The 26920-nt window shown below is 59.6% G+C and carries 29 protein-coding genes; 19 read left to right on the forward strand and 10 right to left on the reverse strand.

Translation table 11 applies throughout. From position 1 onward, the window contains the following. The first annotated feature begins 415 nt into the window (after positions 1–415). The 5 genes from ACXX83_RS18330 (at position 416) to ACXX83_RS18350 (ending at position 4768) form a co-directional block, all read left to right on the forward strand. Positions 416–679 carry a DUF2790 domain-containing protein gene (locus tag ACXX83_RS18330; protein WP_458549249.1) on the forward strand — a complete coding sequence of 88 codons (264 nt, stop codon included), beginning with the start codon at positions 416–418 and terminating at the stop codon, positions 677–679. Between the two features lie 190 nt (positions 680–869). Further along, on the forward strand, positions 870–1223 hold the full coding sequence (locus tag ACXX83_RS18335) for a hypothetical protein (RefSeq protein WP_218500647.1): 354 nt from the start codon (positions 870–872) through the stop codon (positions 1221–1223). Positions 1224–1749: 526 nt separating this feature from the next. Beyond that, entirely contained in the window at positions 1750–2997 is a 1248-nt protein-coding gene (locus ACXX83_RS18340) for a ribonucleotide-diphosphate reductase subunit beta (protein WP_007978181.1), read from the forward strand. A gap of 407 nt (positions 2998–3404) precedes the next feature. Beyond that, positions 3405–3938, forward strand: a complete 534-nt coding sequence (locus tag ACXX83_RS18345; protein WP_458549250.1) for a BRO-N domain-containing protein — start codon at positions 3405–3407, stop codon at positions 3936–3938. Positions 3939–4054: 116 nt separating this feature from the next. Further along, positions 4055–4768 (forward strand): HNH endonuclease, encoded by a 714-nt coding sequence (locus ACXX83_RS18350; RefSeq protein WP_458549251.1) that lies wholly within the window; start codon positions 4055–4057, stop codon positions 4766–4768. A gap of 186 nt (positions 4769–4954) precedes the next feature. Here ACXX83_RS18350 and ACXX83_RS18355 read toward each other — a convergent pair whose 3' ends face one another. Further along, positions 4955–6733, reverse strand: coding sequence for a SulP family inorganic anion transporter (locus ACXX83_RS18355; protein WP_458549253.1), 1779 nt, complete (start codon positions 6731–6733; stop codon positions 4955–4957). Positions 6734–6846: 113 nt separating this feature from the next. Between ACXX83_RS18355 and ACXX83_RS18360 the strand changes: the two genes are divergently transcribed. Together ACXX83_RS18360 and ACXX83_RS18365 are read left to right on the forward strand one after the other, a co-directional pair. Further along, a complete protein-coding gene (locus ACXX83_RS18360; protein ID WP_458549255.1) occupies positions 6847–7812 on the forward strand; it encodes a hypothetical protein in 966 nt (321 codons plus the stop codon). A 119-nt stretch (positions 7813–7931) separates the two neighbouring features. Further along, positions 7932–8249: a helix-turn-helix domain-containing protein gene (locus tag ACXX83_RS18365; RefSeq protein ID WP_007978167.1), complete on the forward strand. Its 318-nt coding sequence runs from the start codon at positions 7932–7934 to the stop codon at positions 8247–8249. 127 nt (positions 8250–8376) lie between these two features. On the opposite strand, the gene ACXX83_RS18370 is transcribed toward ACXX83_RS18365, so the two are convergent. After that, positions 8377–9438 (reverse strand): MBL fold metallo-hydrolase, encoded by a 1062-nt coding sequence (locus ACXX83_RS18370; protein WP_458549256.1) that lies wholly within the window; start codon positions 9436–9438, stop codon positions 8377–8379. 216 nt (positions 9439–9654) lie between these two features. Between ACXX83_RS18370 and ACXX83_RS18375 the strand changes: the two genes are divergently transcribed. From ACXX83_RS18375 to ACXX83_RS18385, 3 genes are all read left to right on the forward strand, one after another. Continuing rightward, positions 9655–10263 (forward strand): TetR/AcrR family transcriptional regulator, encoded by a 609-nt coding sequence (locus tag ACXX83_RS18375; RefSeq protein WP_458549257.1) that lies wholly within the window; start codon positions 9655–9657, stop codon positions 10261–10263. 157 nt (positions 10264–10420) lie between these two features. After that, positions 10421–11488 carry a diguanylate cyclase gene (locus tag ACXX83_RS18380; RefSeq protein ID WP_458549258.1) on the forward strand — a complete coding sequence of 356 codons (1068 nt, stop codon included), beginning with the start codon at positions 10421–10423 and terminating at the stop codon, positions 11486–11488. Positions 11489–11569: 81 nt separating this feature from the next. Further along, on the forward strand, positions 11570–12109 hold the full coding sequence (locus ACXX83_RS18385) for a DUF1003 domain-containing protein (protein WP_126047164.1): 540 nt from the start codon (positions 11570–11572) through the stop codon (positions 12107–12109). 6 nt (positions 12110–12115) lie between these two features. On the opposite strand, the gene ACXX83_RS18390 is transcribed toward ACXX83_RS18385, so the two are convergent. Further along, positions 12116–13057 (reverse strand): LysR family transcriptional regulator, encoded by a 942-nt coding sequence (locus ACXX83_RS18390; RefSeq protein ID WP_458549259.1) that lies wholly within the window; start codon positions 13055–13057, stop codon positions 12116–12118. Between the two features lie 15 nt (positions 13058–13072). On the opposite strand from ACXX83_RS18390, the gene ACXX83_RS18395 reads away from it, so the two are divergent. Next, entirely contained in the window at positions 13073–13780 is a 708-nt protein-coding gene (locus ACXX83_RS18395) for a CTP synthase C-terminal region-related (seleno)protein (protein ID WP_458549260.1), read from the forward strand. Continuing rightward, the gene (locus tag ACXX83_RS18400) at positions 13777–14100 is read left to right on the forward strand and encodes an antibiotic biosynthesis monooxygenase family protein (RefSeq protein WP_015096525.1); all 324 of its coding nucleotides are present in this window, start codon (positions 13777–13779) and stop codon (positions 14098–14100) included. Before ACXX83_RS18395 ends, ACXX83_RS18400 begins: the two co-directional genes overlap by 4 nt. Before the next feature lie 142 nt (positions 14101–14242). Here ACXX83_RS18400 and ACXX83_RS18405 read toward each other — a convergent pair whose 3' ends face one another. Continuing rightward, positions 14243–14569: a DUF2025 family protein gene (locus ACXX83_RS18405; RefSeq protein ID WP_015096526.1), complete on the reverse strand. Its 327-nt coding sequence runs from the start codon at positions 14567–14569 to the stop codon at positions 14243–14245. Positions 14570–14779: 210 nt separating this feature from the next. Between ACXX83_RS18405 and ACXX83_RS18410 the strand changes: the two genes are divergently transcribed. Beyond that, the gene (locus ACXX83_RS18410; protein ID WP_458549261.1) at positions 14780–15907 is read left to right on the forward strand and encodes a glycerophosphodiester phosphodiesterase; all 1128 of its coding nucleotides are present in this window, start codon (positions 14780–14782) and stop codon (positions 15905–15907) included. A gap of 209 nt (positions 15908–16116) precedes the next feature. After that, positions 16117–16422, forward strand: coding sequence for a PepSY domain-containing protein (locus ACXX83_RS18415; RefSeq protein ID WP_015096528.1), 306 nt, complete (start codon positions 16117–16119; stop codon positions 16420–16422). A 50-nt stretch (positions 16423–16472) separates the two neighbouring features. On the opposite strand, the gene ACXX83_RS18420 is transcribed toward ACXX83_RS18415, so the two are convergent. Continuing rightward, entirely contained in the window at positions 16473–18098 is a 1626-nt protein-coding gene (locus ACXX83_RS18420) for a methyl-accepting chemotaxis protein (protein WP_458549262.1), read from the reverse strand. A gap of 271 nt (positions 18099–18369) precedes the next feature. On the opposite strand from ACXX83_RS18420, the gene ACXX83_RS18425 reads away from it, so the two are divergent. From ACXX83_RS18425 to ACXX83_RS18435, 3 genes are all read left to right on the forward strand, one after another. Then, entirely contained in the window at positions 18370–19392 is a 1023-nt protein-coding gene (locus ACXX83_RS18425) for a transporter (protein ID WP_015096530.1), read from the forward strand. A 297-nt stretch (positions 19393–19689) separates the two neighbouring features. Next, the gene (locus ACXX83_RS18430; protein ID WP_015096531.1) at positions 19690–20556 is read left to right on the forward strand and encodes a hypothetical protein; all 867 of its coding nucleotides are present in this window, start codon (positions 19690–19692) and stop codon (positions 20554–20556) included. Beyond that, positions 20553–21275: a TylF/MycF/NovP-related O-methyltransferase gene (locus tag ACXX83_RS18435; protein ID WP_056725897.1), complete on the forward strand. Its 723-nt coding sequence runs from the start codon at positions 20553–20555 to the stop codon at positions 21273–21275. The genes ACXX83_RS18430 and ACXX83_RS18435 overlap by 4 nt, the downstream gene beginning before the upstream one ends. 130 nt (positions 21276–21405) lie before the next feature. On the opposite strand, the gene ACXX83_RS18440 is transcribed toward ACXX83_RS18435, so the two are convergent. Next, entirely contained in the window at positions 21406–22302 is an 897-nt protein-coding gene (locus ACXX83_RS18440) for a LysR family transcriptional regulator (RefSeq protein ID WP_458549264.1), read from the reverse strand. A gap of 122 nt (positions 22303–22424) precedes the next feature. On the opposite strand from ACXX83_RS18440, the gene ACXX83_RS18445 reads away from it, so the two are divergent. Then, the gene (locus ACXX83_RS18445; RefSeq protein ID WP_458549265.1) at positions 22425–23183 is read left to right on the forward strand and encodes an SDR family NAD(P)-dependent oxidoreductase; all 759 of its coding nucleotides are present in this window, start codon (positions 22425–22427) and stop codon (positions 23181–23183) included. 78 nt (positions 23184–23261) lie between these two features. Here ACXX83_RS18445 and ACXX83_RS18450 read toward each other — a convergent pair whose 3' ends face one another. After that, positions 23262–23699, reverse strand: a complete 438-nt coding sequence (locus ACXX83_RS18450) for a multidrug/biocide efflux PACE transporter (RefSeq protein WP_015096535.1) — start codon at positions 23697–23699, stop codon at positions 23262–23264. A 90-nt stretch (positions 23700–23789) separates the two neighbouring features. Here ACXX83_RS18450 and ACXX83_RS18455 point away from each other — a divergent pair, with 90 nt between their 5' ends. Beyond that, a complete protein-coding gene (locus ACXX83_RS18455; protein WP_458549267.1) occupies positions 23790–24644 on the forward strand; it encodes a LysR family transcriptional regulator in 855 nt (284 codons plus the stop codon). Positions 24645–24743: 99 nt separating this feature from the next. On the opposite strand, the gene ACXX83_RS18460 is transcribed toward ACXX83_RS18455, so the two are convergent. The 3 genes from ACXX83_RS18460 to ACXX83_RS18470 form a co-directional block, all read right to left on the reverse strand. Further along, positions 24744–25979, reverse strand: a complete 1236-nt coding sequence (locus ACXX83_RS18460) for an RNA polymerase sigma factor (protein ID WP_458549268.1) — start codon at positions 25977–25979, stop codon at positions 24744–24746. Position 25980: 1 nt separating this feature from the next. Next, positions 25981–26325 (reverse strand): YciI family protein, encoded by a 345-nt coding sequence (locus ACXX83_RS18465; protein ID WP_015096538.1) that lies wholly within the window; start codon positions 26323–26325, stop codon positions 25981–25983. A 66-nt stretch (positions 26326–26391) separates the two neighbouring features. Next, positions 26392–26817, reverse strand: coding sequence for a YybH family protein (locus ACXX83_RS18470; protein WP_458549270.1), 426 nt, complete (start codon positions 26815–26817; stop codon positions 26392–26394). Between the last annotated feature and the right edge of the window lie 103 nt (positions 26818–26920).

A 26920-nucleotide genomic window follows, 5' to 3' on the forward strand; every position in this document is an offset into this window, starting at 1 on the left:
TCAACGATAACGCGCCCAATCTGACACCCCGCGGTGCTCCCTGGCTCATCGCGAGCAGGCTCGCCCCTACAAAAGCGGTACCTGTAGGAGCGAGCTCGCTCGCGATGGTCGTCAACGATAACGCGCCCAATCTGACACCCCGCGGCGCTCCCTGGCTCATCGCGAGCAGGCTCGCTCCTACAAAAGAACAGGCTATTCAGGGATTGTTACAGGATCTGTCAAAGGTGTTTATCAAAACCACGTCTATATGAACGTATCCAGCCCCCCTAAAATCTGCCACGCCAACAAGGCAACCTGATTAACCAAGTTACAGCCCCCACGAAGGCAGTTAATCAAACACCCAGGTACTGAAGCTCCACACGCAATCTCAAAAGGATTGCGTGCCCCCACTCGACCCTAGAAAGGTAAAACTTAAATGAAAGCTTTATGGGTTCTGGCTCTCGGCAGCGTGTGCGTAACCGCCATGGCAAGCGAGGTCCCGACTGATGTCGCACAGCAACAACCGCCTATTGAGGAATACACTTACTCGATGAATCTGGACATCGCCAAAGTAATCTCGATGAGCGAAGCACCGAATGTTTGTGAAGTTGTCCCCATGAAAATGGAATACGAAGATTCCAACGGTCAACGACATATCCTGCGTTACAGCGCGATGGGCAACGGTTGCTCTAACGGCTGATCCCTGCTTCACACCTCCCCCCAATAAGGTTCGACCCACCCGCCACGATCAGGCAGATAAAGCGCCGAACCTTAATAATCGATTAAATCGATTGTTATAAGCATTTATTTGCGCTTTTTAATCGAATTAATCGACGTAGTATCCAATTCAACCCAAGACAAACAACGCCCACGAATCCGGAGCACTGACCATGAAAACCCAACTGATCCTCGCCCTGACCCTCTCCGTCCTGGCTGCCAACACCTTCGCCGCCGATGGGTACGACCGCACCGGCTCGGCCGCCTACACCACTGAAGCGGCTGTCGCTTCCGACGGTTACGACCACACCGGTTCAGCCTCTTTTGCCGCCGATGGCGCCGACCATGTAGGTGCCGGCAAACTGGCTTCCGATGGCTCTGACCACACTGGCGCCGCCCGCCTCGCCGCCGATGGTGCCGACCACGTGGGGGCCGGCAAGCTGGCTTCCGACGGCGCTGACCACACCGGTGCCGCCCGCCTCGCCGCCGATGGTGCCGATCACGTCGGTGCAGGCCGCCTGAGCTGATCCACCCGCGTGACTTCACAGCCCGACTTCGGTCGGGCTTAGTTGTGTCTGGAGCCTGAGAAAACCCCACAGAAACACAAGATGTAGTGAAAAAAGCCTTTTTTGGTTATTTTTTGAACAGAAAATTCCCAGGGCAAAAAATTAAGAAAAAAAATCTTCCCCCACCAAAACCGTTCAAAGCCCTGTAAACCCTCGCTCCGACCGAAATACGGCCCCCGTCGACCGATCCGTGAGCCATTTCGCCGCACCACAGCACGCAAAACTTCCCTATAATGCGGCCTTAAACGGGCCTGCAATATCCCCTTACAGGGATGAAAAGCCAGTCTGAAGCCCCGCACAGGCGCTCGCCGCTTGCTGCGCCCATCAGTGGCTCTCGGAACCCCGTACAAAATTCTGTTTGATGCCTGCGTATAGCTGCTGCAAAAAACGATTCCTTTAGATCCAACGCGGCCAGTAAGGCCGTGTGAAAACCAACCTATCCATTTTCACACGGGCACTCTGGCCCTCACGCAGGAGACGACACGTCATGCTGAGCTGGGACGAATTCGACAAAGAAGACACGGAAGTAGCAGTCAAGAGCGCCAACGCTGGCCACGCCACCGAAGCCAACATGGACCGTCTCGACAGCGCCGGCGGTGCCGCCGCCCTGGAAGCCCGTGCCGTGACCGCCGCTGACTCCGCCGCCGTTGCCCGCGCCAAAGCTGCCCTGGATTCCCTCGACGTCGCCGAAGGCCTCGCCGAACTCGAAGGCGCCTCCGCCCGTGTCGCCGTTGACGAAAAGCGCATGATCAACTGCCGCGCCGACCTCAACCAACTCGTACCCTTCAAGTACGACTGGGCCTGGCAGAAGTACCTGGACGGCTGCGCAAACCACTGGATGCCGCAAGAAGTCAACATGACCGCCGACATCGCCCTCTGGAAAAACCCGGAAGGCCTGACCGACGACGAGCGCCGCATCGTGATGCGCAACCTCGGCTTCTTCTCCACCGCCGACTCCCTGGTGGCCAACAACCTGGTCCTGGCCGTGTACCGCCTGATCACCAACCCGGAATGTCGCCAGTACATCCTGCGCCAGGCCTTCGAAGAGGCGATCCACACCCACGCCTACCAGTACTGCATCGAATCGCTGGCCATGGATGAAGGCGAAATCTTCAACATGTACCACGAGATCCCATCGGTCGCGAAAAAAGCCACCTGGGGCCTGAAATACACCCGCTCGATCTCCGATCCGAAATTCGAAACCGGCACCGTCGAAACCGACAAAGAACTGCTGCGCAACCTGATCGCCTACTACTGCGTCCTGGAAGGCATCTTCTTCTACTGCGGCTTCACCCAGATCCTCTCCATGGGCCGCCGCAACAAAATGACCGGCGTCGCCGAGCAGTTCCAGTACATCCTGCGCGACGAATCCATGCACCTGAACTTCGGCATCGACGTGATCAACCAGATCAAAATCGAAAACCCGCATTTGTGGGATGCCGAGATGAAGGAAGAAGCTTCGCAGATGATTCTGCAGGGCACTCAGCTGGAGATCGAATACGCGCGTGACACCATGCCTCGCGGCGTGTTGGGCATGAATGCGGCGATGATGGAGGACTACCTGAAGTTCATCGCTAACCGTCGCCTGTCGCAGATTGGTTTGAAGGAAGAGTATCCAGGGACGACTAACCCGTTCCCTTGGATGAGCGAGATCATGGACTTGAAGAAAGAGAAGAATTTCTTTGAGACTCGGGTTATTGAATACCAAACCGGTGGTGCGCTTAGCTGGGATTAATTCCCACGCTAGCCGCGATTTGACGACTTGAATCGACAAATCGAACATCTGAAAGCCCCGATCTGATCGGGGCTTTTTTGTGGGGTAGGAAAACTCTTAATCGCAATCTCAGTAGTAGTTAAACCTCCTACATGTATTCCAGCACCGTCTGTATTGAGGGCCATTCCATGCGGCCCTAAGCTCTACTGCAGGTGCCTAAGAAACGCCCAACGTAGAAAGCAAGCCAATTACACAGACGAGCAGTCACCCTTGGTGATTTATCGTACGGCTGTGTGAGGCTTTTGCTCGTTGGAGCTTCTTATGTCCACTCTACGTTGGGGGTCAAGCCCGCCAAAGTCCAAACGTAGAGGTACTGGATATGCCTGAACACAACCTTCTCGTCACTCTCCGAACCATGGAGATCGGCCATGTCTGATCTCTTTTCTGTAACAGTATTCACCCGCCACAATCTCCCTCTCCATGCTCTCCTCCTGGAAAATCAACCGTGGTTCTGTGCCCGCGATATCGGCCGCTTGATGGGTTTCCATCTGAGTGAGCGCATGGTCAACAAACTGGACAAAGACCAACACCGCCCGTTGTGGATTGAGTATTACCGGCAACCGGAAAAACAGCTGATGCTCAGTGAGTCCGGTGTTTATGCGCTGTTGGTTTATCACTACGCACCAGGAAATCGCTTGCTGCGTGAGTGGATCACCCATCAAGTGGTGCCGGCCTTACGTGATGCGGGGCAGTCGGACAATTCGGATCGTCCGATGCTGAGCTTGTTGGATTGGCCGGAGATGTCGCTGAGCCTGCTGCACTGGCAGGATGAAGGGTGGATTCGGCTGCGGGACATGCCTTTCCTGTTGCCCGATCACACGCAACGGCGGACGCCGGTCGTTAAACCTTGGTGGCGGAAGGTTGTGCAGGTGTTTCAATTGTCGAAGCAATCGATGGGTTAGATGCCCTGCTTGTAGGACCACCTACAAGAATCCTCTCTTCTATGCGTAGGAATTTTCGTAGACAGTCGTAGTGGCCACTCAGTATCGTCCGAGGGTATTTAACCCTCGGCGATTGTATGGATACGGAAAAGAGCAACGGCGATTGGAGTGAGGCAGAGATCCAGGCTGCGGTGGATGCCTATCTCAGAATGCTGTCTCGCGAACAGAACGGACAGGCGATCAACAAGGCTCATGAAAATCGCGTCCTGCGCGAGGGTGCTTTGGCGGGTCGGACCAAAGGTTCTGTTGAGTTTCGGATGCAGAACATTTCTACGGTTATGGTCGAGCTGGGTCGAGAACCTATCAAGGGATACAAGCCTGCCAAGAATGTCGGCGCTAATGTTACGAAGAGCATTCGTGAAGCACTCAATGCTCCAGGCCCTCTGACTCCCGAAGACTTCGCCCCGACAGCGGACGAGGCGACGCTGGAGCAGCGAGCTGCAAAGCTTGAGCGACAACCGATCAAAGTCGAACCGAAGGGGATTGAGAAACCAGAGCAAACTCAGTCCAGCGGAAAGTCGTATGTTCGTGATCCGGAAGTGAGAGCGTGGGTTCGCCAACAGGCTAGAGGTAAATGCGAAGGTTGTGGCGAGCCTGCTCCATTTGAAAAGTTGGGCAATCCGTTTCTTGAGGTTCATCACGTTAAGCATTTGGCCCAAGAAGGTTCGGACCGTCCGAGCAATGCTGTAGCGCTGTGCCCGAACTGTCATCGACGTTGTCACCATTCGAGTGATCGGGATGAATTCACAGCGTTGCTTTATGAAAGGGTTGGACGGTTGATTCCCGAATAGTCGGGAAACTGGATTCTGTGGCGAGGGAGTCCTCGCCCCGTCTTCGACGCCGCGGTGTCGCCCAGCGAATTACGTACTCTGTCTGATTGACCGCGTTTGCTGAGTTTGGGGCCGCTTCGCAGCCCAGCGGGAGCAAGCTCCCTCGCCACAGTAAGATGTTTGTCTGCTGAATCGATGTGAGACCACTCAACGCCCCACCTCCCCTCCTTTATCCCCCTCCAGATAATTCGCCACATAACTATCCACCGCCGTCCCAATCGTAGGAAAAAACGCCGTCTCCCCCAATCTTGCAAACAACCCAAACCGCTTCAGCTTGTCCTTCACCGGATCCTTCATCTCGGCAAAGCACAACTCGATCCCCGCCGCATGCAACGTGTCATCCAGTTCGGCGAGCATGTCGGCGGAGGTCACGTCGACGCTGGTGACCGGTTCTGCCGCGACCACCAGCCAGCGCACCGGCGTGGGCGATGCCGCGACGGCGTCCAGCACGCGGTCGCTGAACAGTTCGGCGTTGGCGAAGAACAAGGGGGCATCCCAGCGAAACAGGACCAGGCCGGGGGTCAGGTGTGCGTCGGGGTAGCGTTTGATGTCGTGGTAGCCCTTGACCCCGTCGGCGCGGCCCAATACGGCGGAGTACGGGCGCCAGGCGTCCCAGAGGAATTCGATGATCGCGATCACGATGGCCAGGCCGATGCCCTCAATCGCGCCGAACACGGCCACGCCGACGGTGCAGACAATCGATAGCCAGCATTCCCAGCGCTGGATGCGATAGATCCGGCGCAGGTCGGTGATTTCAATCAGGCCGATGGCCGAGGCGATCACGACGGCCGCCAGGGCGCTGGACGGTAGGTGTTGCAGCAGGTCCGGTGCCACCACCAGCAGCAAGGCAACCGCGAGTGCGCCGACGACACCGGTCATTTGGGTTTTGGCGCCGGCGGCTTCGGCCACGGGCGTGCGTGACGAGCTGCTGCTGATCGGGAAGCCCTGGAAAAGTCCGGCCGCGAGGTTGGCGATGCCGAGGCCCATCATTTCCTGGTTCGGGTTGACGTAGGTTCGGGTCCGCGCCGCATAGACACGGGAGAGCACGCTGGTGTCGGCGAACGAGACCAGTGCGACGGCGCACCCGCCGATCATCACCGGGACGATGTCGGCGGTGGTGATCCAGGGGATGGCGAATCCGGGCAAGCCTTGGGGGAGCGAACCGAGGACCGACACACCGGCGCGTGTCGCCAGGTCGAGGACTCCCACGGCGACCGTCGCGCCGACCACGGCGATCAGGATGCCCGGCAGTCGCGGCCATCTTTTGAGCAGCAGGATCACTGCCAGGGTGAGCCCGCCTACCGTGAAGGCGGCCCAGTTGACCTTTCCCTCCATCAGCGCCGAGGCGATGGCCCCTATGTTTCTCAATGGGCCGTCGGACTCAATGGAAAAACCGAACAGCTTGGGCAACTGGCTGATCAATACGGTCAGTGCGATGCCGTTCATGTAGCCGTAGCGGATCGGTTTGGACAGCAGCTCGGTGATAAACCCCAGGCGCGCCATACCGGCCAGGATGCACACCGCTCCCGAGACGATCGCCATCATCCCCGCCAGGGCAACGGCACGCTGCGGGTCGCCGCCGGAGAGTGGAATGATGACGGCCAGGATGACGGCCACCAGGGAGGAGTCCGGCCCCATCACCAGAATCCGGCTGGGGCCGAACAGGGCATAGAACAGCAGCGGAACGATGGTCGCGTAGAGGCCATAAATGCCGGGCACGCCCGATGCCACCGCGTAGGCGATACCGACGGGCACCAGCATCGTGGTCAGCACCAGGCCGGCCACGATGTCGTAACGCAACCACGCCCATTGGTATTCGCGCAGCACGCCCAGCCCCGGTAACCAGCGGCGCCAACCGGTCTGTTCGTCCCGGCGGGCTATGCGGCCCGGTTCCGGGAGAGGGGGCGAAGCATCTGGATGGCTCATGAATCGCCCTCGTTAATGGACAGACTCGGCGATATCGAAGTGATCTCAGTGTAGCTATTGCTTCGAATGCGCCATCACTGGAAGCTGTTCACCTAAAGGACCTGGAAGCCGACATGAAATTCGACCTCGCCTACTGCCTCAGCCTCAACGACAAGTTGTCGATCTACGACGTTCGGGATCTGAATTTCGACGAGACGATGGATTTCGACTCCGCCAGGGAACACTTCCAGTGCCCCAACGATGCCTGTCGCCTGGCGTTCGATGCGGCCAATGAGCTGGGCACGTTCAACGCGAAGAATGTGAATTACGTGCGCACCCCGCACTTCAAGAACTTGCCGAGTACGCGGCATGTCGAGGGCTGCCCTTATGTCAGCTTGAAGACGCCGGCGTCGGGTGTGGATGAGGCGGAAACGGATGACAGCCGCGAGGAAAACTTCCCGTCGGAATTGTTACTGACTCGGCGTGAGTATGTGCGCAAGCCGTCCAGCCCGAAGGTTGTGACGGACGAGGGGCGGGATGAGTCGCCAACACCTTCGGTGCCCCATAACGTCGAGCAACCGGGCAAAGAGTCGGCCCCGGACAAGACCAGCGTCTTCGCCCACCCGGTGGAGTGTTTCGTATCGAACTTCGACGACAAGGATTTGCTCAAGCGCGTGCCGCTGAAGATCGGCGAGCACACCGCGCCTTATGGCTCGTTTTTCAAGAAGATCGAATACCTGCAGGACAACAAGGGGCTGATTTACTGGGGCAAGGTCAAGGAGATCAAGGACTACACCCAGAGTTTTCGCATCGATTTCGAGAAGAAGGTCTGGTTCGAAAAGAGGCCTTACTCGGTCAATGTCTACCTGAGCAAAAAACTCATCGACAGCTACCGCAAGCGCAAGGCGTTCCTCGAGGAGATCAAGCACGCCATCGAGAGCGGGCGGGCGTTGTACTGCTTCTTTTATGGCGTGACGCCGGAGCTGAAGCAGGTGCCGAGCAAGAAAAACCCCGAGCAGACGTTCGGGGTGTTCAGCGCCAACATCGAGAATCTGGATCACTTTATCGTGCGGGAGGCGCCGGGGTTGGCGGACAAATAAGTGCAGTGCCGTTCGTCTGCCTGAAAAGAATAATCAAAAATTGCGTTTGATCCGGGCTCAAAACAACTGTACAAAAACACAGTATATTTTGACCAACACTCTCGAGCCCGGAGAACACCATGGCCTCTCAAGCGATGAAAATCACCCTGGAACGTATCGCCCTCTTCCAATTCACCCCGGCCCACTGCGCCCAGGCCCGAGCGATGCTGGGCTGGAGTGTGGAAGAGCTGTCGCGCGAGTCCCGAGTCTCGGTGGAGGCCATTCAACGCTTCGAGGCACGCCAGGAAGTACTGGATGTCACGCGCCTGGCGCTGGCCTATCGGTTCGAATCGGAAGGGTTGGTGTTCTTCCCCGGGTTTGCGCCGGGTCGAGGAATGAATGTGAAAGGGTCGACGCCGAATCCGGTCGGGCGGGCGGATTTTGCGATGGTGGAGTGAGCCAATTCATCGATTGACGATAAATGGCCCCCTGTAGGAGCGAGCCTGCTCGCGATGGACTCAAGGACACCGCGTTTATCCAGGATTTGCGCGTTATCGTTAACGTCCATCGCGAGCAGGCTCGCTCCTACAGGGCGTTCTGCACCACCACTTGCTCACTCTCCCCTTCCACCGCCAGCCACCACGCACCACCACGCTGCGGATGCATCAGGTTGAATGCCTCGCCCATCTGCGGTGTGGTGATCGAGACGTTGCGTTCCCAGGCCAGGGCCAGGATGCGGTCGAAGGGTTCGTACCAGGCGTGCATCGACAGGTCGAAGGTGCCGTTGTGGATCGGCAGTAGCCAGCGGCCCTTGAGGTCGAGGTGGGCTTGCAGGGTTTGTTCGGGTTGCATGTGCACGTGCGGCCAGTCGACGTTGTAGGCGCCGGTTTCCATCAGGGTCAGGTCGAATGGGCCGTACTGTTCGCCGATGCGTTTGAAGCCGTCGAAATAGCCGCTGTCGCCGCTGAAGAAAATGCGTGTGTCACCGTCGATCATCACCCACGAGGCCCAGAGGGTGCTGTTGCTGTCGAACAGGCCACGGCCGGAGAAGTGTTGCGATGGGGTGGCGATGAACCGGATGCCATCGACTTCCGTGCCTTGCCACCAATCCAGTTGGCGGACTTTGCTGGGGTCGATGCCCCACTTGATCAGGGTGTCGCCTACGCCCAGCGGGGCCAGGAAATGTTTGGTCTTGTCCGCAAGTTTCAACACAGCCGCATGATCCAGGTGATCGTAGTGGTCGTGGGACAGGATCACCGCTTCGATCGGCGGCAATGCCTCCAGGCTGATCGGTGGCTGGTGGAAGCGCTTGGGGCCGGCCCATTGCACGGGCGAGGCGCGCTCGGCGAAGACCGGGTCAGTGATCCAGAATTTGTCGCGCAGCTTGAGCAGCACCGTGGAGTGGCCCAGGCGATAGACGCTGTGGTTGGGCGCTGCGATCAGCGCGGCTTGCGTCAGGGCCTGCACCGGGACGGGCGCGCTCGGGCGGGTGTTTTGCGGTTTGTGGAACAGCGCGCTCCACAGGATGCCCATGGTTTTGCCAACGCTTAAACGTTGAACCGGTGTGAAGTTCTGGTATTGGCCTTGAGCCTGTCGGGACGCTTCAGGTGTGGAGGCGTTGTCCGCCGGGGAGTTTGAATTGGCCATGACTGAATGACTCCAGAAAAACCGCGTTTGACGCGATTCTCCGTTTTGGGACGATAAATGGCCAAGGCACGCACGCATCAGCCGGACTTTCTATTTTTTACCGGGCAGGATTAACAAAACATTACACTGCACAGTGTAGTTTCTAGGTTGCATCAAAGTCGATGACAAGTAAACTGCTGAGTGTAGTTTCCCTTTTCTTCCTGCCGAAGCGTACTTATGACAGCTCCACAGCGCCTCACCGACCGAAAACGCCAAGCGATCATTCAAGCCGCGATCATCGAGTTCCGTAACAACGGTTTCGAGATCACCAGCATGGACAAGATTGCGGCCACTGCCGGTGTGTCGAAGCGCACGGTGTACAACCACTTTCCCAGCAAGGAAGAGTTGTTCGCCGAGATCCTCAATCAGTTATGGATCCGGGTGACGGCCGAACAGGAAATGGCCTACCGCCCCGACCTGCCGTTGCGCGACCAATTGCGCGTGTTGCTGATGGCCAAGCTGCAAATGTTGGGCGATGACAATTTTCTCGATCTGGCCCGGGTGGCGATCGCGGCGACCATTCATTCCCCGGAGCGGGCGCAGGATATGGTGGCGCGAATGGGCGAACGCGAAGAGGGGCTGACGGTGTGGATTCGTGCCGCTCAGGCGGATGGCCGATTGAAAGCCGTGGCTCCCGAGTTCGCCGCGCAACAGATTCATGGCCTGCTCAAGTCTTTTGCATTCTGGCCACAGATTTCCATGGGCCAACCCGGCTTGTCAGCCGAGGAGCAAAACACGGTGGCAGATTCCGCGCTGGACATGTTCCTGGGCTATTACCAGCTCTAATCCAGCCGTTTTCAGCACTTGCCGACATTAAATGGCTTCGAAGGACACTGATTATTCCGGCTGGAATAAATGACAATGTGCGCAGCTTTTACCGATGAACGGTAATACTGAACCCCATGCGGTAAAGTGTTTCAGAATGAATCTGGCGCAGGAAATTATGGATAAACAACACGGCAAGGGTTTGTCATTTGCCAGACGCATCTACATGCCTCGAACCATTGGCTTGGGCATCGGCAGTTTCAGTGTGGCCGCTGCCCTGTATCCGTTGCACTTGCCGGTGTGGGTCTGGGTTTTGTTGGCGCTCAATGGTTTTGTCTGGCCGCATCTCGCTTATCAACTGTCGAGCCGCTCGGCCTTTCCCTACAAGGCCGAACGCCGCAATCTGCTTTACGATTCGTTGTGCGGTGGTTTTTGGGTCGCGACGTTCCAGTTCAATCCGCTTTGCACCGTGACCATTCTGGCGATGATGGCGATGAATAATGTCGCCGCCGGTGGCCAGCGGATGTTTCTGTTGGGCAGCCTGAGCCAAGCGGCGGGCGTACTGATTGCCTGGTCGCTGTTCGGTGCGGCATTCACCCTGTCGACCACGCAATTGCAGGTGTGGGCGTGCTTGCCGATGCTGTCGCTCTACCCCTTGGCGTTGGGCATGGTCTGCTACCGGTTGGCGATCAAGCTTTCAGAACATAAACGCACCCTGAGCGCCCTGAGCCGCACCGACAGCTTGACCGGATTGCTCAACCACGGTGCCTGGAAGGACTTGCTGCAACTGAAGTTTCGCGAGTGCAGCAAGCGTCATGAGCAGGCCGTCATCGCACTGATCGACATCGACCATTTCAAGGCCATCAATGACACCTACGGTCATCTCATCGGTGACTCGGTGCTGCGCCAGTTGAGCTTCGAGCTCAAATGCAACCTGCGCGAAAGCGACCTGGCCGGTCGCTATGGCGGTGATGAGTTTTGCGTGATTCTGCCCAACATGCCGCTGAATCAGGCGGTGGACGTGATGGAGCGTTTGCGCAGCGTGTTGCAAGACTATCGGCATGGGGAAGTGCCCGGACTGCGGGTCAGCCTGAGTATCGGTCTGGCGGCCTACCAACCGTCGTTTACCGATGCAACGGCCTGGCTCGATGACGCGGACAAAGCCCTGTACACCGCGAAAAACACCGGACGCAACAAGGTCAGTGTCAGCACAAACAACACCAGCCTGGAAACGTCGAACGCATGATGCGATAGCTTGGCGATTACGCTGCTCGAATGACGCCGGGGCTATAGTGAGCCTCAGTCCCAGCGCCAGGCAGAGAGCACCATGAACACCACGCCAACAGACAACGCCACCGCCGCCCCCGTCGATCACCTGCGTTTCCATCGCCATCACGCCCATCTGGCGCCGACCTTTGGCAATGACAAGTTTGCCCTGCGCGCCGAAGCCTTTGCGCGGTTCTTCGGTACCCCGACCTTTCTCGGCGCCCAAACGCTGATCGTGGTGATCTGGGTGTGCCTCAACCTGTTCGGTGTCACCCACTTCGATGCGTACCCGTTCATCCTGCTCAACCTGGCGTTCAGCCTGCAATCGGCCTATGCCGCGCCACTGATCCTATTGGCCCAGACGCGCCAGGCCGCGCGGGACAAGGCCCAATCCGATGCCGATGCGCAGCACCGCGAAGCGCTGGCGACCGCCAACAGTGAGCGGCAGGCAGAAGCCGCGAAAAACTCCGCGCAACTGCTGGAGCTGCTCGAGCAGAACACCCGCCTCACGGAGATGACCAAGGCCCTCACCGAGCGCATCGAAAACCTGACGTCGGAAATGCATCAACACTTCGTGCGCAAGGATGAACCACAGGCCTGAACGGTTTCACGGCAGTTTCAGCGCCCGCCCCAGCTCATCGAACAAGGTGACCACCGAGCGCAAGGCGCGGCAGTCGGGACGGGTCAGCAGCCACAGCGCGGTGTCGTATCCGTGCAATGGCTCGCCCAGCGGCCGCAATCCCTCGCCGATCAAGAAGTCCGGCAACGCCGCGACACCCAGCCCCGCCCTGACCAGCTCGGTAACCGACAGCATGCTGTTGCAACGGTAACCCGGCGTTACGCCCGGCAAGGCCTGGCGACGCCAGGTCACGGTCGGGTGATCCGGCAGGAAGTCATCCGGGGCGATCCAGGTCAATGAGGCCAGGTCTGTGGTGTTGACCGATTGCAGGTATCGCTCGCTGGCACACACGCGGTAGGCAATGTCCGCCAGTCGCCGTCCCACCAGGTGCTCCGGTGGCGTGCGGGTCAGGCGCAGGGCGATATCGGCATCCCGGCGGCTGAGGTTGGCAAAATCATTGGACGTGCTGAGTTCGAGCGTCAGGGCCGGATAGTTCGGCATGAACTGCGCCAGCGCCGGCAACAGCAAACCTTGCAGGACCGAATCGGTACAGGTCAGGCGCACGATGCCGCTGATCACTTCACCGCCCTGCTCCACACCGATGCGCGCCGCCTCCAGCGCCTGTTCAGCGCGCTCGGCCTGCTCAGCCAGTGACTGCGCCAGGGTGGTGGGCAGGTAACCGGCGCGGCTTTTTTCGAACAATTGCTGACCCAACGCAGCCTCCAGCCGGCGCACCGCTCGAAACACCGTCGAGACGTCCACCTTCAACAGCTGTGCGGCGCGGGCCAGAGAGCCGCCGCGCACCAATGCGAGGATCAGGGCCAGGTCCGGGTAGTCCAGTCGATAGTGCGTCGCTGCATTGATCACTTGGGAAAACGCCAATATTGAGTGCGTGAACGCCAATCTATAGTGGGCCTCAGGAATCAACAAGTGCAGAGGCCACTCATGGAAAACCGTCCGATTCGAATCGCCCTGATCGGCGACTACGACCCGCAAGTCACCGCCCACCAGGCCATTCCCGTAGCCCTTGAAATGGCCGCTGAACACAGCAGCCTGAACGTGCAATGGCAATGGTTGGCCACCGATGAAATCCACAGCGAGACACCGCTGCACCCATTCGATGGTTTTTGGTGTGTGCCGGCCAGCCCGTATCGCAACATGGACGGTGCATTGCTGGCGATCCGTTTTGCCCGCGAACAACGGCGACCTTTCCTCGGCACCTGCGGCGGTTTTCAACACGCGGTGCTGGAATATGCGCGCAATGTGCTGGGCTGGTCGGATGCCGAACACGGCGAGACGGCGCCCGATGCAGCACGGGCGCTGCTGACGCCACTGTCGTGTGCGCTGGTCGAGGCCGTCGATTCCATACATCTGGCTGAAGGCTCATTGATCGCACAGGCGTACGAAGGCGCCGAGATTCGTGAAGGCTATCGCTGTCGCTATGGGGTGAATCCGCAGTTCGAAGGAGAGCTGCTCAAGCGCGAGCTGCACGCCGTCGGCCACGATTCGCAACAGGGACTGCGCGCGGTCGAACTCAGCGGCCATCCGTTCTTTGTCGCGACCTTGTTTCAGCCCGAGCGGGCGGCACTCGGGGGCGTCTTGCCGCCGCTGGTTGGCGCCTTTGTCCAAGCCTGTGCGGGACGCTCGTCGTGATCGCCAATACGCCAACGGCACCTTACTACGCGGTGATCTTCACTTCGCTGCGCACCGAGGACGATCAGGGTTATGCCGAAGCGGCCGCAAGGATGCTGGAACTGGCCCGTGAACAGCCGGGGTTTCTTGGTGTGGAGTCGGCGCGGGGTGAGGATGGGCTTGGAATTACGGTGTCGTACTGGGCCAGCGAGGCGGCGATTCTGGCGTGGAAGCAGCATCCAGAGCATACGGCGATTCGCGAGCGTGGGCGTTCGACCTGGTATGCGCGGTGTCATACAAGGGTGTGTCGGGTTGAGCGGGCCTACGGCTTCAGTCTGTAAATGATGCGGTGTTTTTGAGGCCGTCTTCGCGAGCAAGCCCGCTCCCACAGGGGACGCGGGTGTACACAAGATTGTTCCCAACGCAAAAACCTGTGGGAGCGGGCTTGCCCGCGAAGAGGCCAGAACAGTCACCCCAAAAAACTCAACCCCGAACCAGACTGCGAACCGCCGATATCTCCGGCACTTCCCCCCGGTTCATGTACACCCGCAATGGCTCGGTGATGTTGATCCGGTCATCGATGTTCTGGTCCAGCAACAACTGGATCAATTCGCGCTTGAGCGTCATCGCCTGCCCGGGCCCAGCCCCCCAGACGAATTCGCTGGTCGGGATGATGCCGTCATCCGCCACGTCCATGCCGAACGAGTCTTCGCTGAAGCGCACGAGGTAGTGGCCGGTCTTGCGGTTGAGGCCGACGAAGCCTTTGAGTTGGTCGGCCGCCTGGCAGATCAGTTGGGAAGTGATGCGCATGGTAAACCCCGCAATGGTGATCGTTGGTTTACACACAGGGCCTGCGTTTCCCTCTGCCGGGGAAATTGCAAGGTCCAGCGTACTGCAAACGGGCGCACAAAAGTGCTGACGAAAATCAGCTTCAGGCAGATTTATGTCGGTCTCGTGATAGCGCCTGCAAAGATGAGTTGCTAAAAGGGAGCGCTCACTCATTGCGAAAGGATCTCGACCATGCCCGCAACCTTTACTAAAAACGCCCTGTTGTTGAGCCTGCTGCTGGGCCTCGGCCAGGCACAGGCCGCCAGCGAACCCGGTCCCACGGAACTGGCGACCCGTTTGGGCATTCCGCACCCGGCGGTGATCGCCCACCGTGGCGCGTCTTTCGATGCGCCGGAATCCACCGCTGCGGCCTACAAGACGGCCCGCGACCTGGGCGCCGATTACCTGGAACTGGATCTGCAGCGCAGCAAGGACGGCGTGCTGTTCGCCCTGCACGACAACAACCTGCAACGCACGACCGACGTCGCCAGCAAATTCCCCGAGCGCAAGGACAGCCCGGCCAATGCATTCACCATGGCCGAGCTGAAAACCCTGGATGCGGGCAGTTGGTTCAATGCCGCCTACCCGGATCGCGCGCGTCCTGCCTTCGCCGGCCTGAAGATTCTGCCCCTTGATGAAATCATCGACATCGCCGAGGGCAACGCCCTGCACAAGCCCGGGCTGTACATCGAGACCAAGGAACCCAAGCAGTTTCCCGGCATCGAACACGACCTCAAGGAAAAACTCCAGGCCCGTGGCTGGCTGAACCCCAGCGAATCGAAACCGGCCAACAGCACGCTGGCGGTTGGCCAGGGCAACGGCAAGGTGGTTCTGCAGACCTTCGAGAAGAGCAGTCTCGAACTGCTGCAAAAGGAAATGCCGAAGGTGCCGAAGATCCTGCTGTTGTGGGTCGGTGAAGGCAGCATCGAGCCCAAGTCCAGGGTGACCTTTGCCGAGTCCGGCGCCAAGGACAAGGCCGCTTACTACGCCGCACAACAACCGAAGGACAAAGCCGAATTCCAGCGCTGGGTCGACTACGCCAAGGCCCAGGGCGCAATCGGCACCGGCCCGTCCGCAGCCCTGGCCCAGGGTGGCGACCAGAGTTACTCGGACCTGGTGCAACCCTGGATGAACCAGTACACCCACGATCAGGGCCTGCTGGTGCACGTCTACACCATCGACGATGCGGTGGACTACCAGAAAGTCATGGACGCCGGCGTCGACGGCATTTTCACCAACCGCGCCAGTGAGTTGTTGAAGTTCTATAAACGTCCGGCGGTGGCCAGCGTGGCGCAGGTACTACAGAACAACGGCTACTGATCCGCAATCACGCAAAACCCTGTGGGAGCGTGGCTTGCCCGCGAAGAGGCCATCAGCTTCAACATCAACGCTGACTGACACTCCGCTATCGCGGGCAAGCCACGCTCCCACAGGGATTGATGCAGGACATGATGGAGGTTTTAAGGGTGGCTTAAGTTACAAAAGCTAACCTGATCTCACTTGAACAGATCACCCAAGGAAAGAAGCCCATGAAGACTCTGACTGCTTTGTTTACCGCTGCAACCCTGACCCTCACTGCCGGTCTGGCCCAGGCCGACGTGCGCGTGGATCAGATCCCGCAACTGGTCAAGGACGGCAAGATCAAGCCCCTGGAAGATCTGAACAAGATCGCTCTGGATCTGCACCCAGGCGCCACGATCACCAAAACCGAGCTGGATAACCATTTCAACGGTTACGAGTATGAGATCGAGTTGCGCGACGCCAAGAACGTCGAGTGGGATGTGGACATCGATGCCTCTAACGGCAAGGTCCTGGAAAACAAGCAAGACAAGTAATCACAACACACAAAAGCCGCACGCTCTGACGATCGTGCGGCTTTTTGCGTTTAAGCGCTCAGGCGCGCCGTCACCTCGTTCAACTGACCCGACAAACCGTGCAAGTTGTTGCTCGCCGCTTCGGTGCGCTGCACGTTGTCAAGGTTAGTGCTGGCGATGCTGGTGATCTCGGTGAGGTTGCGCGAGATGTCTTCGGCCACCGAGGTCTGTTCTTCGGCTGCGGTGGCGATCTGCCGGTTCATGTCGCGGATGGCTTCCACGGCCAGGGTGATGCGTTCGAGCATGGCGCCGGCCTCGGTCACCTGCTGCACGCTTTCTTCGCTGCGCGACTGACCGCTTTCAATCGCCTGGGCTGCTTCGATAGCACCGGTCTGCACGGTTTGAATGATCTGGTTGATCTCGATGATCGACGCAGCCGTGCGCTGGGCCAGGCTGCGGACTTCATCGGCCACCACGGCAAAACCGCGCCCGGCCTCACCGGCGCGGGCCGCCTCGATGGCCGCGTTGAGCGCCAGCAGGTTGGTCTGTTCGGCGATGCCGCGAATCACTTCCAGGACCTTGCCGATGCGCCCGCTGTCGGTTTCCAGTTGGCGGATGACCGTGGCGGTGTTGGCGATTTCGCCACGCATTTGGGTGATGGTGTGGATGGTGCCCTGCATGACTTTTTCGCCCTGCTGGGCGGACTGGTCGGCATCGTCGGCGGCCCGCGCCGCTTGCGCGGCATGACGCGCCACTTCCTGCGCCGTGGCGGACATTTCGTTCATCGCCGTGGCCACCTGATCGGTGCGGTTGAACTGCTCGTTGGTGCCGCCGGCCATCACGGTGGCGATCGAGTTCAACTCACCGCTGGCGCTGTCCAGGTCCGACGCGCTGCGCTGCAAACGGCTGAAAGTTTCGGCGAGGAAATCGCGCAGGGTGTTGGCGGCGATCGCCAGTTTGCCCAACTCGTCCTGACGGGTGCTGGCCACGCGCTCGGCAAGACGACCCTGGCTGAGTTGCGCCACGTATTCGATCAGTTTGCGGATCGGTTCGACCAGGTTGCGGTTGACCAGCCAGAGGCTCAGCAGGCCGATCAACAACCCCGAAACCAGCATCACGACAAGCCCCAGCAGCACCGTGCGATCGGCGGCGGCGCTGATCAAGGTCGACTGTTCGGCGCCTTGCTTGCGCAACTCGCTGACCAGTGCGCTCATCTGATCGCTGGTCGCACGATCTACGCCTTTGACCGCGGTATCGCCCACCGTCGGATCACCACCGGCGGCCACGAACGCGTCCCGCCCCTTCTGATACGCCGCGCCCAACTGGCGATGTTCGTCACGCAAGCGCTCGATGCGGCTCTTGAGTGACGGCTCGATGCCCTTCTGCGCGGCCAGTTCGCCGAGGATGTTTTGCACATCGCGCTGACGCTCTTCGAATTGCCCCCAGTACTTGCTCAGGTCCGCCGGTTGCTTGCCGCGCAACAGGACGTTTTTCCACTCTTGCACCTGCACCTTGAATTGCAGGTTGGCTTCATCGATCAATTGCGAGGTGTGCAGCGGGCCCTCGATCAGATTGGCGTAGCTCTGCACGCCACTGGACAGGAAATGAAAGCACGCCAGGGCGATCAACAGCATCGCCAGCAGGCTGCCACTCAGCAGGGCGAGAATTTGTGCTCTCAAGGACTTTTGCAAAAGCATCGATGGGTACTCATGACAGGAATGAGGCACGCCCAAAAAAGGCGTGAAAGGTGTCCGGACATCCCTGTCTGCGGTCTCGGCCGAGGCCTGCGGCGCGCAACTTAACCCAAGCGTGATCGGCGTGCCAGAGCGATTCTTTAGAAAAATCCGACCACCGGTAGAGCATTCGTTTGCGTTATTTTCCTGTCACAAAAACGTCATCCAGGCTTGCGATGATGCCGCTCAAGTGAACCTGTAAAACACGCGACAGGCGCCTCCCTTGCGAGTCCTAATGAACCACAGCATCGATCACAGTCATCGCGATACGGATCTGTTCGGCCTTCTTTACGGTTTCAGTTTTCGCCCCGGTGAGGCCGGTCGGGAAATCAACTCCGCCCAAGCCTTGCAGTACCTGCAACAACCGGAAAGTGACGAACAGTTTCTCTGGCTGCACCTGAACCTGGCCCATGCCGCGTGCGAGCGCTGGATGAAAAGCCATCTGCAATTGCCCGAGGAATTTTTCGAAGCGCTGCACGAAGGCTCGCGCTCGACCCGCATCGAGCATGTCGACTCCGCGTTGCTGGCGGTGGTCAACGACGTGGTGTTCAACCTCAGCAACATGGTCTCCTCGGATGTCTCGACCTTGTGGGTGTGCGCCCGCAGCCGGCTGATCATCAGCGCCCGTCTGCAGCCGCTGCACTCGGTGGACAAGTTGCGCTCGTCGGTGAAGGCCCGGGAATGCTTTCGCTCCCCGCTGGAGCTGCTGGTGCATCTGCTGCGCGACCAGGGTGAAGTGCTGACCCAGATCGTGCGCAAGACCAGCCAGAGCGTGGACCAGATCGAAGACGAGTTGCTCTCCTCGCGCCTGTCGACCAACCGCGCCGAGCTGGGCGCCAATCGCCGGGTGCTGGTGCGCTTGCAACGGCTGCTGGCGCTGGAGCCAGGCTCATTGCTGCGCCTGCTCAACCGGCCGCCGCAATGGCTGCAAAAGGAAGACGTGAAGGAGCTGCGCAAATCCACCGAGGAGTTTGCGCTGATCATCAACGACCTCACGGCGCTGGGTGAGCGGATCAAGCTGTTGCAGGAAGAGATCGCCGCCAACATCAACGAACAGACCAACCGCACGCTGTTCACCCTGACAGTGGTGACGGTGCTGGCGCTGCCGATCAACATCATCGCCGGTTTCTTCGGCATGAACGTCGGCGGCATTCCGTTGGCCGATGACCCGCAAGGATTCTGGATCCTGGTGGCACTGGTCGCGACCTTTACCGTGATTGCCGGACGCTGGGCGTTTCGCAAGCAGCAGGATTATTAGGATCAAAAAATCGCAGCCTATGGCAGCCCCTACAGCTGTAGGAGCTGCCGAAGGCTGCGATCTTTTGACTTTGCTTTTAAAAACAAGATCAAAAGATCGCAGCCTGCGGCAGCTCCTACAGGGCGCACAACCTCATCCCGGCCAGTGTCTGAGCCGGGATTTCTTTGTGTGGCAAACGCATTTCATCGCAAATTCAGGGGTTTGCGCTGTTATTGATCCGGCACCCGCCAGATTGCACTTCAGTTTGCTAACGTGTGGCCGACTCTTAAGAGACTCGATGTATTCAGGAGTGGAATCGTGAATCTGTACATCAATCAGCTTCAACACAAAGCTGACTTCAAAGAAGCCATCTACGCCGGCGATATCTTCCTGAACACTCAGCTGCGCGCCGCCAAAGAGCTGTGTGCGTTCGCCCAGGAAAGCATCACGGCCGCCTTCGATGGCGAAACCAACCACCAGGCGCTGCACACGCTGATGCCGGTGCAAGAGTTCGTGGTGCTGGTGACTCGCCTCAAGGGGCAGTTCACCAACAGCCTGCGGGCCAAGGAGCTGATCCGCAGTTTCACCGACGAAATCGGTGCCGCTCCCGAGGAATTCATATTCGACGTACCGCGCATTCGTGTCGTGCCCAACTACGACTACCTGCACGCCGGCGTCAGCTACGCCTACAAGCCTCATCGCGATACCTGGTACGGCGGAGTCGACTGCCAGATCAATACCTGGATGCCGGTCTACACGATCCAGCCTGACCAGACCATGATGATCAACCCGGCCTACTTCGACGCCCCGGTGCAAAACACCTCGGCGCAGTGGAGCCTGGCCGACTGGATCGGCGTGCAACGCCAACGCGCCCAGGACAACATCAAGGAAGAGGCGCGCCAACACCCGGTGCCCACCGAAGCCATCAACACGGCCTCCGAACTGCGCGTCGCCGGCAACACGGGCGAGATGCTGGTGTTTTCAGGCTCGCACCTGCACGGCACCGTGCCCAATTACACGCAACAGACCCGCTTCAGCGTGGACTTTCGCCTGATGCACCTCGACGACATCAGGCACAAGCGCGGCGCGATTAACGTCGACAGCGCCTGCCCGGATGTCGGCGCCGGTTTCAAAGACTACTTCCACGTCCACGACTTTTCGAATTTCCAAGGAATCCCGCAATGACCAAGCGTCGCATCACGCCCGCCGAGGCCCAGTACAACGAAACCCGTACCAACGTCCTGAAACGGGTCGATGCCGAATACGTGGCCGACGCTCCGTTCGTCTTCGCCAACCGCATTGGCGTAACCGCCGCGCTGTCGCGCATGGAACTGTTCAAGAAGGTCGCCGAAGTACCGGGCGCGATCATTGAATGCGGCGTGTACAAGGGCAACTCGTTGATGCTCTACATGCACCTGTCGATGATTCTCGAGCCCTACGCGATCAACCGTTCGATCGTGGGCTTCGACACCTTTGAAGGCTTCCAGAGCATCGACAAGAAAGAAGACCCGGCCGACGTCAACGAGACCATGTTCGCCGACACCGACCAGTCGCTGATCCAGGACATGATCGACGCCAACGACCTGTTGCGCCCGGTCAATCGAATCCCGCGTTGCGAGCTGGTCAAGGGCGACATCGTCAAGACCGTACCGGAGTGGGTCAAGACCCGCCCGGACCTGGTCGTGGCCATGCTGATCCTCGACACCGACCTGTACGAGTCGACCAAAGTCGCGCTGGAAACCTTCCTGCCGTACATGCCCAAAGGCGCGATCGTGGTGCTCGACGAAGTCGCCTACCGCAACTTCCCGGGCGAAACCAAGGCCCTGCGTGAAGTGCTCGACCTGAACAAGATCGAACTCAAGCGCCTGCCGTTCGATTCGTGCGTGGGTTACTTCCACGTCTGATCCAAAGACCTGGAAACTGGTGCAAAAACCTGTGGGAGCGAGCCTGCTCGCGAAAGCGGTCTGACATTCAGCATTGATGTTGACTGTCACGCAGCCATCGCGAGCAGGCTCGCTCCCACAAGGGTTAACATCAAATGGCCGAGCGGATCACCTCTCCCAGCCAGTCCATGAACACCCTCACCCGCAACGGCAAATGCCGCTGCCGGGCATAGAGCAGCGACGCCTCCATGGACGGCGCATTGAACGGCGACAACACCTCGACCAGTTCACCGCTTTGCAGGTATTGCTGCATGCCCATTCTCGGCGCCTGAATCAGCCCGAAACCACCCAGGCAGGCGGCCTCATAGGCATCGGTGCTGTTGACCGTGACACTGCCGGCCATCGGCAGTCGCTGCACCTGCCCCTTGTCGACGTACACAAAGCCTTCCGAACGCGAACCCAAAACGCCGACGTAGTGCACCAGCCGATGCCGCGCCAGATCATCCAGCCGCTCGGGCACGCCATAGCGCTGCAGATACGCTGGGCTGGCGCAATTAACCATGGTGAAGTCACACAGGTGTCGCGCCACCACCGATTGGTCCGGTTGGGCGCCGATACGCAGCACGCAATCGAAACCTTCGGCGAGCAGATCGACCCGACGGTCGGTGCTGCTGATTTCCAGCTCAAGCAGCGGGTGCTGCGCCATGAACGCCGGCAGGCGCGGCATGACCACGCGACGGGCGAGAATGTTCGGCAGGTCGATGCGAATGCGCCCCACCAGCGACGCCTCGTCCTGGCGAAACAAGCCCTCGATCTCGTCCATATGTGACAGCAGGTCCTTGCTGCGCTCATACAACACCAAACCATCCTGGGTCGCCTGAACCTTGCGCGTGGTGCGTTGCAACAGCCGGGTGCCGAGCAATGCCTCCAGCGCCTGCACATGCTCGGACACCGTTGATCGAGGCAGCCCGAGGCTTTCGCCGGCCTGGGTGAAACTCGACATCTCGCTGACACGGACAAAGGTGCGCAACAGTTCCAGTTTGTTCATCAGCCTGCTCTTTAATTGTTCGGCCTATCCGACCAGTGATTCCGGTTTCACTCTGTTTATCACCCCTGTGCGGATAAATAAACTTCCTCACATCAACCGCCCACTGCACTTGAGGAAGTCCCATGAACCGTAAAATCGCACTGATCACCGGCGCCAGCCGCGGCCTCGGCAAAAACGCAGCCCTGCATCTGGTCGCCCAAGGCATCGACATCATCGGCACCTACAACAGTCGCGCCGATGAGGCCCAGGCACTGGTGGCCGAGATCGAAAGCCTGGGCGGTCGCGCCGTCATGCTGCAACTGGACGTTGCCCGGAGTGAAAGCTTCAGCGCCTTCGCCAGCGAAGTCGCGAAGGTCCTGCACAGCCACTTCGAGTGCGAGCGTTTCGATTTTCTGGTGAACAACGCCGGGATCGGCCTGCACGCCAACTTCGTCGACACCACTGTCGAACAGTTCGACCTGTTGGTGAACATCCAACTCAAGGGGCCGTTTTTCCTCACGCAGAACTTGTTGCCATTGCTCAATGACGGCGGGCGCATCATCAACATTTCCAGTGGCCTGACCCGTTTCAGCCTGCCGGGCCACAGCGCCTACGCGGCGATGAAAGGCGCGATGGAAGTGTTGACCCGCTACCAGGCCAAAGAACTCGGTGCGCGCAATATCGCGGTGAATATCCTCGCACCCGGCGCGATTGAAACCGATTTCGGCGATGGCGCCGTGCGCGACAACCCCGGGTTGAACACCCTGGTGGCGAACAACACCGCCCTGGGTCGCGCCGGTTTGCCGGATGACATCGGCGCCGCGATTGCGCTGCTGCTCGCGCCGGGCAGCCAGTGGATCAATGGCCAGCGCATCGAGGCATCGGGGGGGATGTTTTTGTAAGATCAAAAGATCGCAGCCTGCGGCAGCTCCTACATCGATTGGGTGTAGGAGCTGCCGCAGGCTGCGATCTTTTTTTCGTTACTGCGCGCAAGACTGGCGCACGACCACCCGCTCCCGAACCACGTCATACACCCAGTGGTACACGTAGGTGTACGGCAGGAAGAACAGCAACACACCGATATCCAGCAGGAACGCCTGCCACAGGCTGACATTCAGCCACCAGGCAATCAGCGGCACGCCAAGCGCGACCAGACCGCCTTCGAACAACAACGCATGCACCACGCGGACCCAGGCGTTGTGGGCGATGGCGAGGCGCTTGAGCACCCGGTCGAACATCCCGTTGAAGACCACGTTCCAGGCCAGGGCCAGGGCGGCGATGAGGACAGTGACCATGCCCATTTCCAGCATCGGTTTCTTCATGATCCAGGCCAGCAGCGGGGTACAGATCAGGATGGCCAGCAGTTCGAAGCCGATGGCCTGGAAAATACGTTCAGTAATGGATTTGTTGGCGCTCATGGCCGAACTCCCTTGAGTGACTGTGGTTGCCATGATCTGTCATCACACCGATACTTCATAACCAATAACCATCGATCAAGGCGATAGCTCATGGCCTCTCACGAAGTGTTGCTGGCGTTTGTCGAAGCCGCGACCCAAGGCTCGTTTTCCGCCGCGGCGCGCAAGCTGGGTCGCAGTCAGTCGACCATCAGCGCGGCAGTGGCCAGCCTGGAAATCGATCTCAACCTGACGCTGTTCGACCGCAGCAGCCGCAAGCCCGGGCTGACCCCGGCCGGACGCGTCATGCTGCAACGGGCCGAAGACATCCTGGCCGCCAGCAGTCGCCTGGAGATGAGCGCCCGTCAACTGTCCCAAGGGGTGGAAGCGAAGCTGACGGTGGCGCTGTCCGATACCTATCAGTCGGACCGTTTCGAGGCGTCACTCAGTGCCTTTGAACAGCGTTACCCGGATCTTGAACTCGAATGCCTGATCGCCGAATGCGATGACCTGGTGTCGCTGGTGCAAAGCGGCCGGGCGCAGATTGCCTTCGCCGAAATGCAGGACAGTTACCCGCCGGACCTGGTCAGTTCGACGGTGGACGAGCGCACGGAAATCGCCCTGTTCGTGTCCCCTGCCCACCCGCTGGCAAGGCTGGACTACGTCGATCAGGACGTACTGCAGCAACACCGCGAACTGCGCCTGGCGACCATCGTCAATCCCTATGAAAGTCGGGCGAAGGGTCGCGTCTGGTCGGCACCGAGTTATCTGATGCTGCTGGAAATGGCCCAGGGCGGATTCGGCTGGGCGCCGTTGCCCCGTTGGCTGGTGGAGCGCTTCGGGCCCGGCACCCTGCAGGAACTGGTGGTGCGCGGCTGGCCGAAAACGGTGTCGGTGGATGCGTTGTGGTCGCGGCTCAATCCACCGGGGCCGGCGGGGAGCTGGTTGCTGGGCAAGATGCTGGAATAGCGGTGTGGCCTTCGCGAGCAGGCTCGCCTCCCACAGGGATTAACAACGCAGCCCCCTGTGGGAGCGAGCCTGCTCGCGAAGAGGCCAGCCAACATCACATCAATCCAGCGCCTTGAGCCTGTCTTCAATAAACCGCCGCTCCGGCTCCTGCCGGGTCAACTCCAGTGCCCGTTCCCACGCCGCCCGCGCCTCTTGCTTGCGACCCAGTTGCCGACAAAACTCCGCCCGCGCCGAATGCGCCAGGTGGTAATCCAGCAGTTCGCCCCGCGCCAGAATGGCGTCGACCAGCATCAGCCCCGCCTGTGGTCCATCGCGTTGGGAAATCGCCGCCGCACGATTCAACTCGATCACCGGCGACGGCACCGCCCGTAGTAGCACGTCATACAGGCCGACAATCTGCGGCCAATCGGTTTCCCCCGCCGTCGAGGCTTCGGCATGCACTGCCGCGATGGCCGCTTGCAGGCAATAGGGCCCGAATCGCCCCGTGCCCAGCGCGTGCTCGATCAGCGCGCAGCCTTCAGCGATCAACCCGGCGTCCCACAGCGAACGGTCCTGCTCGTCCAGCACAATCAACTCGCCGCTCGCCGAAGTCCTGGCCGGGCGCCGCGACTCGTGCAGCAGCATCAACGCCAGCAAGCCCATCACTTCCGGTTCCGGCAACAACTCCACTAGCAACCGGCCGAGACGGATCGCCTCGCGGGTCAATTCCTCGCGGACCAGTTCGGCGCCGATGGACGCCGAGTACCCCTCGTTGAACACCAGGTAGATCACCCGCAATACGCTGTCCAGGCGTTCGGGCAACTCAGCCAGCGTCGGCACTTGATAAGGGATTTTCGCGTCGCGGATCTTCGCTTTGGCGCGCACGATGCGCTGGGCGATGGTGGCCGGGGCCGAGAGAAAGGCCCGGGCGATTTCTTCCGTGGTCAGGTCGCAGACTTCCCGCAGCGTCAGTGGAACTTGCGCGTCCGCCGCCAGGGCCGGGTGGCAGCAAGTGAAGATCAGCCGCAGGCGATCGTCTTCCACGTCTTCATCACTCCAGTCTGCCTGTTCCAGCTCCTCCAGCTGCGCGATCAGCAAAGGCTGCGACGCGGTAAATCGGGCGCGTCGGCGCAAGGCATCGATGGCCTTGAAGCGCCCGGCGGACACCAGCCAGGCCCGCGGATTGTCCGGCACGCCGTCACGCTGCCAGCGTTCGACCGCGACGAAAAACGCCTCGTGCAAAGCCTCTTCGGCGAGGTCGAAATCACCGAGCAAACGAATCAGGGTCGCAAGAATGCGCCGCGACTCTTCGCGATAGACCCGCTCGACCTGCGCCTGAACCGGCAGCCCTGGCATCTTAAGGATTCAACTGCCGAACGGGGCGCACTTCGACACTGCCGACCCGGGCCGCCGGAATGTTCCCGGCGACCTGGATGGCTTCGTTGAGGTCCTTGGCATCGATCAGATAAAAACCGGCCAGCTGCTCCTTGGTTTCAGCGAATGGACCATCGGTGATCGACATCTTGCCGTTGCGCATGCGCACGGTGGTGGCGGTCTGCACCGACTCCAGCGCCTCGGCGGCGACCATCCGGCCACTGCCCTGGATCGACTCGGCATAGGCCATGCACTCTTCGTCCTTCGGGCTTTCCGGCAGCGAATGCAGCAGGTGCTCATCGCTGTAGACCAGGCATAAGTACTTCATCACGCTCTCCTTATCGAACGATCAACTATGGTCGCTGACTGGCATTCTGGCTCGGCTTCCCGACGATCAGGGCTTGAGGTCGAACAGCGTCGCGCCGCTGGTCATGTCGAACGGCGCCGACCAATGTTCGTGGACGATCTGCCACAGCCCGGCTTCCTGCCGATAGCAAGCGGTGACGCGCATCCAGCAAGACTGGGTTTCGCCCTTCTCGTTGGTGCCACCGCACTGGGCCAGCCAGTGAGCGAACGCAATCTCCTGGGACGGCTCGATGGTGATTTCGTGGAATTCGAAGATGTGCGGGCCGGGGCACATTTCCATGCAGGCCTGCCAATGCGCGCGATACGCCGGCTTGCCCTTGAATTGCAGGGCCTTGACCGCGTCGAAGGAGACGATGTCATCGGCATACAGGGCCATGACTTTTTCAATGTCCTTGGCCATGACCGCCTGACGATAGTTCTCGATGAGGTTCTGGATCTTGGTTTGCGAGTTCATGGTGGTTCTCCGTGGTTTTTATTGGAAGACACCCTTAGTCGTCTGGCGATCCGGCGAATCGACAGAAGAAATAAAAATAATCCAAACGGCCAGAATCGCTAGA

Source organism: Pseudomonas sp. GNP012 (assembly GCF_054343835.1).

Coding starts and splice junctions, on each gene's coding strand:
- ACXX83_RS18330 (WP_458549249.1), top strand. CDS start 416: ATGAAAGCTTTATGGGTTCTGGCTCTCGGCAGCGTGTGCGTAACCGCC.
- ACXX83_RS18335 (WP_218500647.1), top strand. CDS start 870: ATGAAAACCCAACTGATCCTCGCCCTGACCCTCTCCGTCCTGGCTGCC.
- ACXX83_RS18340 (WP_007978181.1), top strand. CDS start 1,750: ATGCTGAGCTGGGACGAATTCGACAAAGAAGACACGGAAGTAGCAGTC.
- ACXX83_RS18345 (WP_458549250.1), top strand. CDS start 3,405: ATGTCTGATCTCTTTTCTGTAACAGTATTCACCCGCCACAATCTCCCT.
- ACXX83_RS18350 (WP_458549251.1), top strand. CDS start 4,055: ATGGATACGGAAAAGAGCAACGGCGATTGGAGTGAGGCAGAGATCCAG.
- ACXX83_RS18355 (WP_458549253.1), bottom strand. CDS start 6,733: ATGAGCCATCCAGATGCTTCGCCCCCTCTCCCGGAACCGGGCCGCATA.
- ACXX83_RS18360 (WP_458549255.1), top strand. CDS start 6,847: ATGAAATTCGACCTCGCCTACTGCCTCAGCCTCAACGACAAGTTGTCG.
- ACXX83_RS18365 (WP_007978167.1), top strand. CDS start 7,932: ATGGCCTCTCAAGCGATGAAAATCACCCTGGAACGTATCGCCCTCTTC.
- ACXX83_RS18370 (WP_458549256.1), bottom strand. CDS start 9,438: ATGGCCAATTCAAACTCCCCGGCGGACAACGCCTCCACACCTGAAGCG.
- ACXX83_RS18375 (WP_458549257.1), top strand. CDS start 9,655: ATGACAGCTCCACAGCGCCTCACCGACCGAAAACGCCAAGCGATCATT.
- ACXX83_RS18380 (WP_458549258.1), top strand. CDS start 10,421: ATGGATAAACAACACGGCAAGGGTTTGTCATTTGCCAGACGCATCTAC.
- ACXX83_RS18385 (WP_126047164.1), top strand. CDS start 11,570: ATGAACACCACGCCAACAGACAACGCCACCGCCGCCCCCGTCGATCAC.
- ACXX83_RS18395 (WP_458549260.1), top strand. CDS start 13,073: ATGGAAAACCGTCCGATTCGAATCGCCCTGATCGGCGACTACGACCCG.
- ACXX83_RS18405 (WP_015096526.1), bottom strand. CDS start 14,569: ATGCGCATCACTTCCCAACTGATCTGCCAGGCGGCCGACCAACTCAAA.
- ACXX83_RS18410 (WP_458549261.1), top strand. CDS start 14,780: ATGCCCGCAACCTTTACTAAAAACGCCCTGTTGTTGAGCCTGCTGCTG.
- ACXX83_RS18415 (WP_015096528.1), top strand. CDS start 16,117: ATGAAGACTCTGACTGCTTTGTTTACCGCTGCAACCCTGACCCTCACT.
- ACXX83_RS18420 (WP_458549262.1), bottom strand. CDS start 18,098: ATGCTTTTGCAAAAGTCCTTGAGAGCACAAATTCTCGCCCTGCTGAGT.
- ACXX83_RS18425 (WP_015096530.1), top strand. CDS start 18,370: ATGAACCACAGCATCGATCACAGTCATCGCGATACGGATCTGTTCGGC.
- ACXX83_RS18435 (WP_056725897.1), top strand. CDS start 20,553: ATGACCAAGCGTCGCATCACGCCCGCCGAGGCCCAGTACAACGAAACC.
- ACXX83_RS18440 (WP_458549264.1), bottom strand. CDS start 22,302: ATGAACAAACTGGAACTGTTGCGCACCTTTGTCCGTGTCAGCGAGATG.
- ACXX83_RS18445 (WP_458549265.1), top strand. CDS start 22,425: ATGAACCGTAAAATCGCACTGATCACCGGCGCCAGCCGCGGCCTCGGC.
- ACXX83_RS18450 (WP_015096535.1), bottom strand. CDS start 23,699: ATGAGCGCCAACAAATCCATTACTGAACGTATTTTCCAGGCCATCGGC.
- ACXX83_RS18455 (WP_458549267.1), top strand. CDS start 23,790: ATGGCCTCTCACGAAGTGTTGCTGGCGTTTGTCGAAGCCGCGACCCAA.
- ACXX83_RS18460 (WP_458549268.1), bottom strand. CDS start 25,979: ATGCCAGGGCTGCCGGTTCAGGCGCAGGTCGAGCGGGTCTATCGCGAA.
- ACXX83_RS18465 (WP_015096538.1), bottom strand. CDS start 26,325: ATGAAGTACTTATGCCTGGTCTACAGCGATGAGCACCTGCTGCATTCG.
- ACXX83_RS18470 (WP_458549270.1), bottom strand. CDS start 26,817: ATGAACTCGCAAACCAAGATCCAGAACCTCATCGAGAACTATCGTCAG.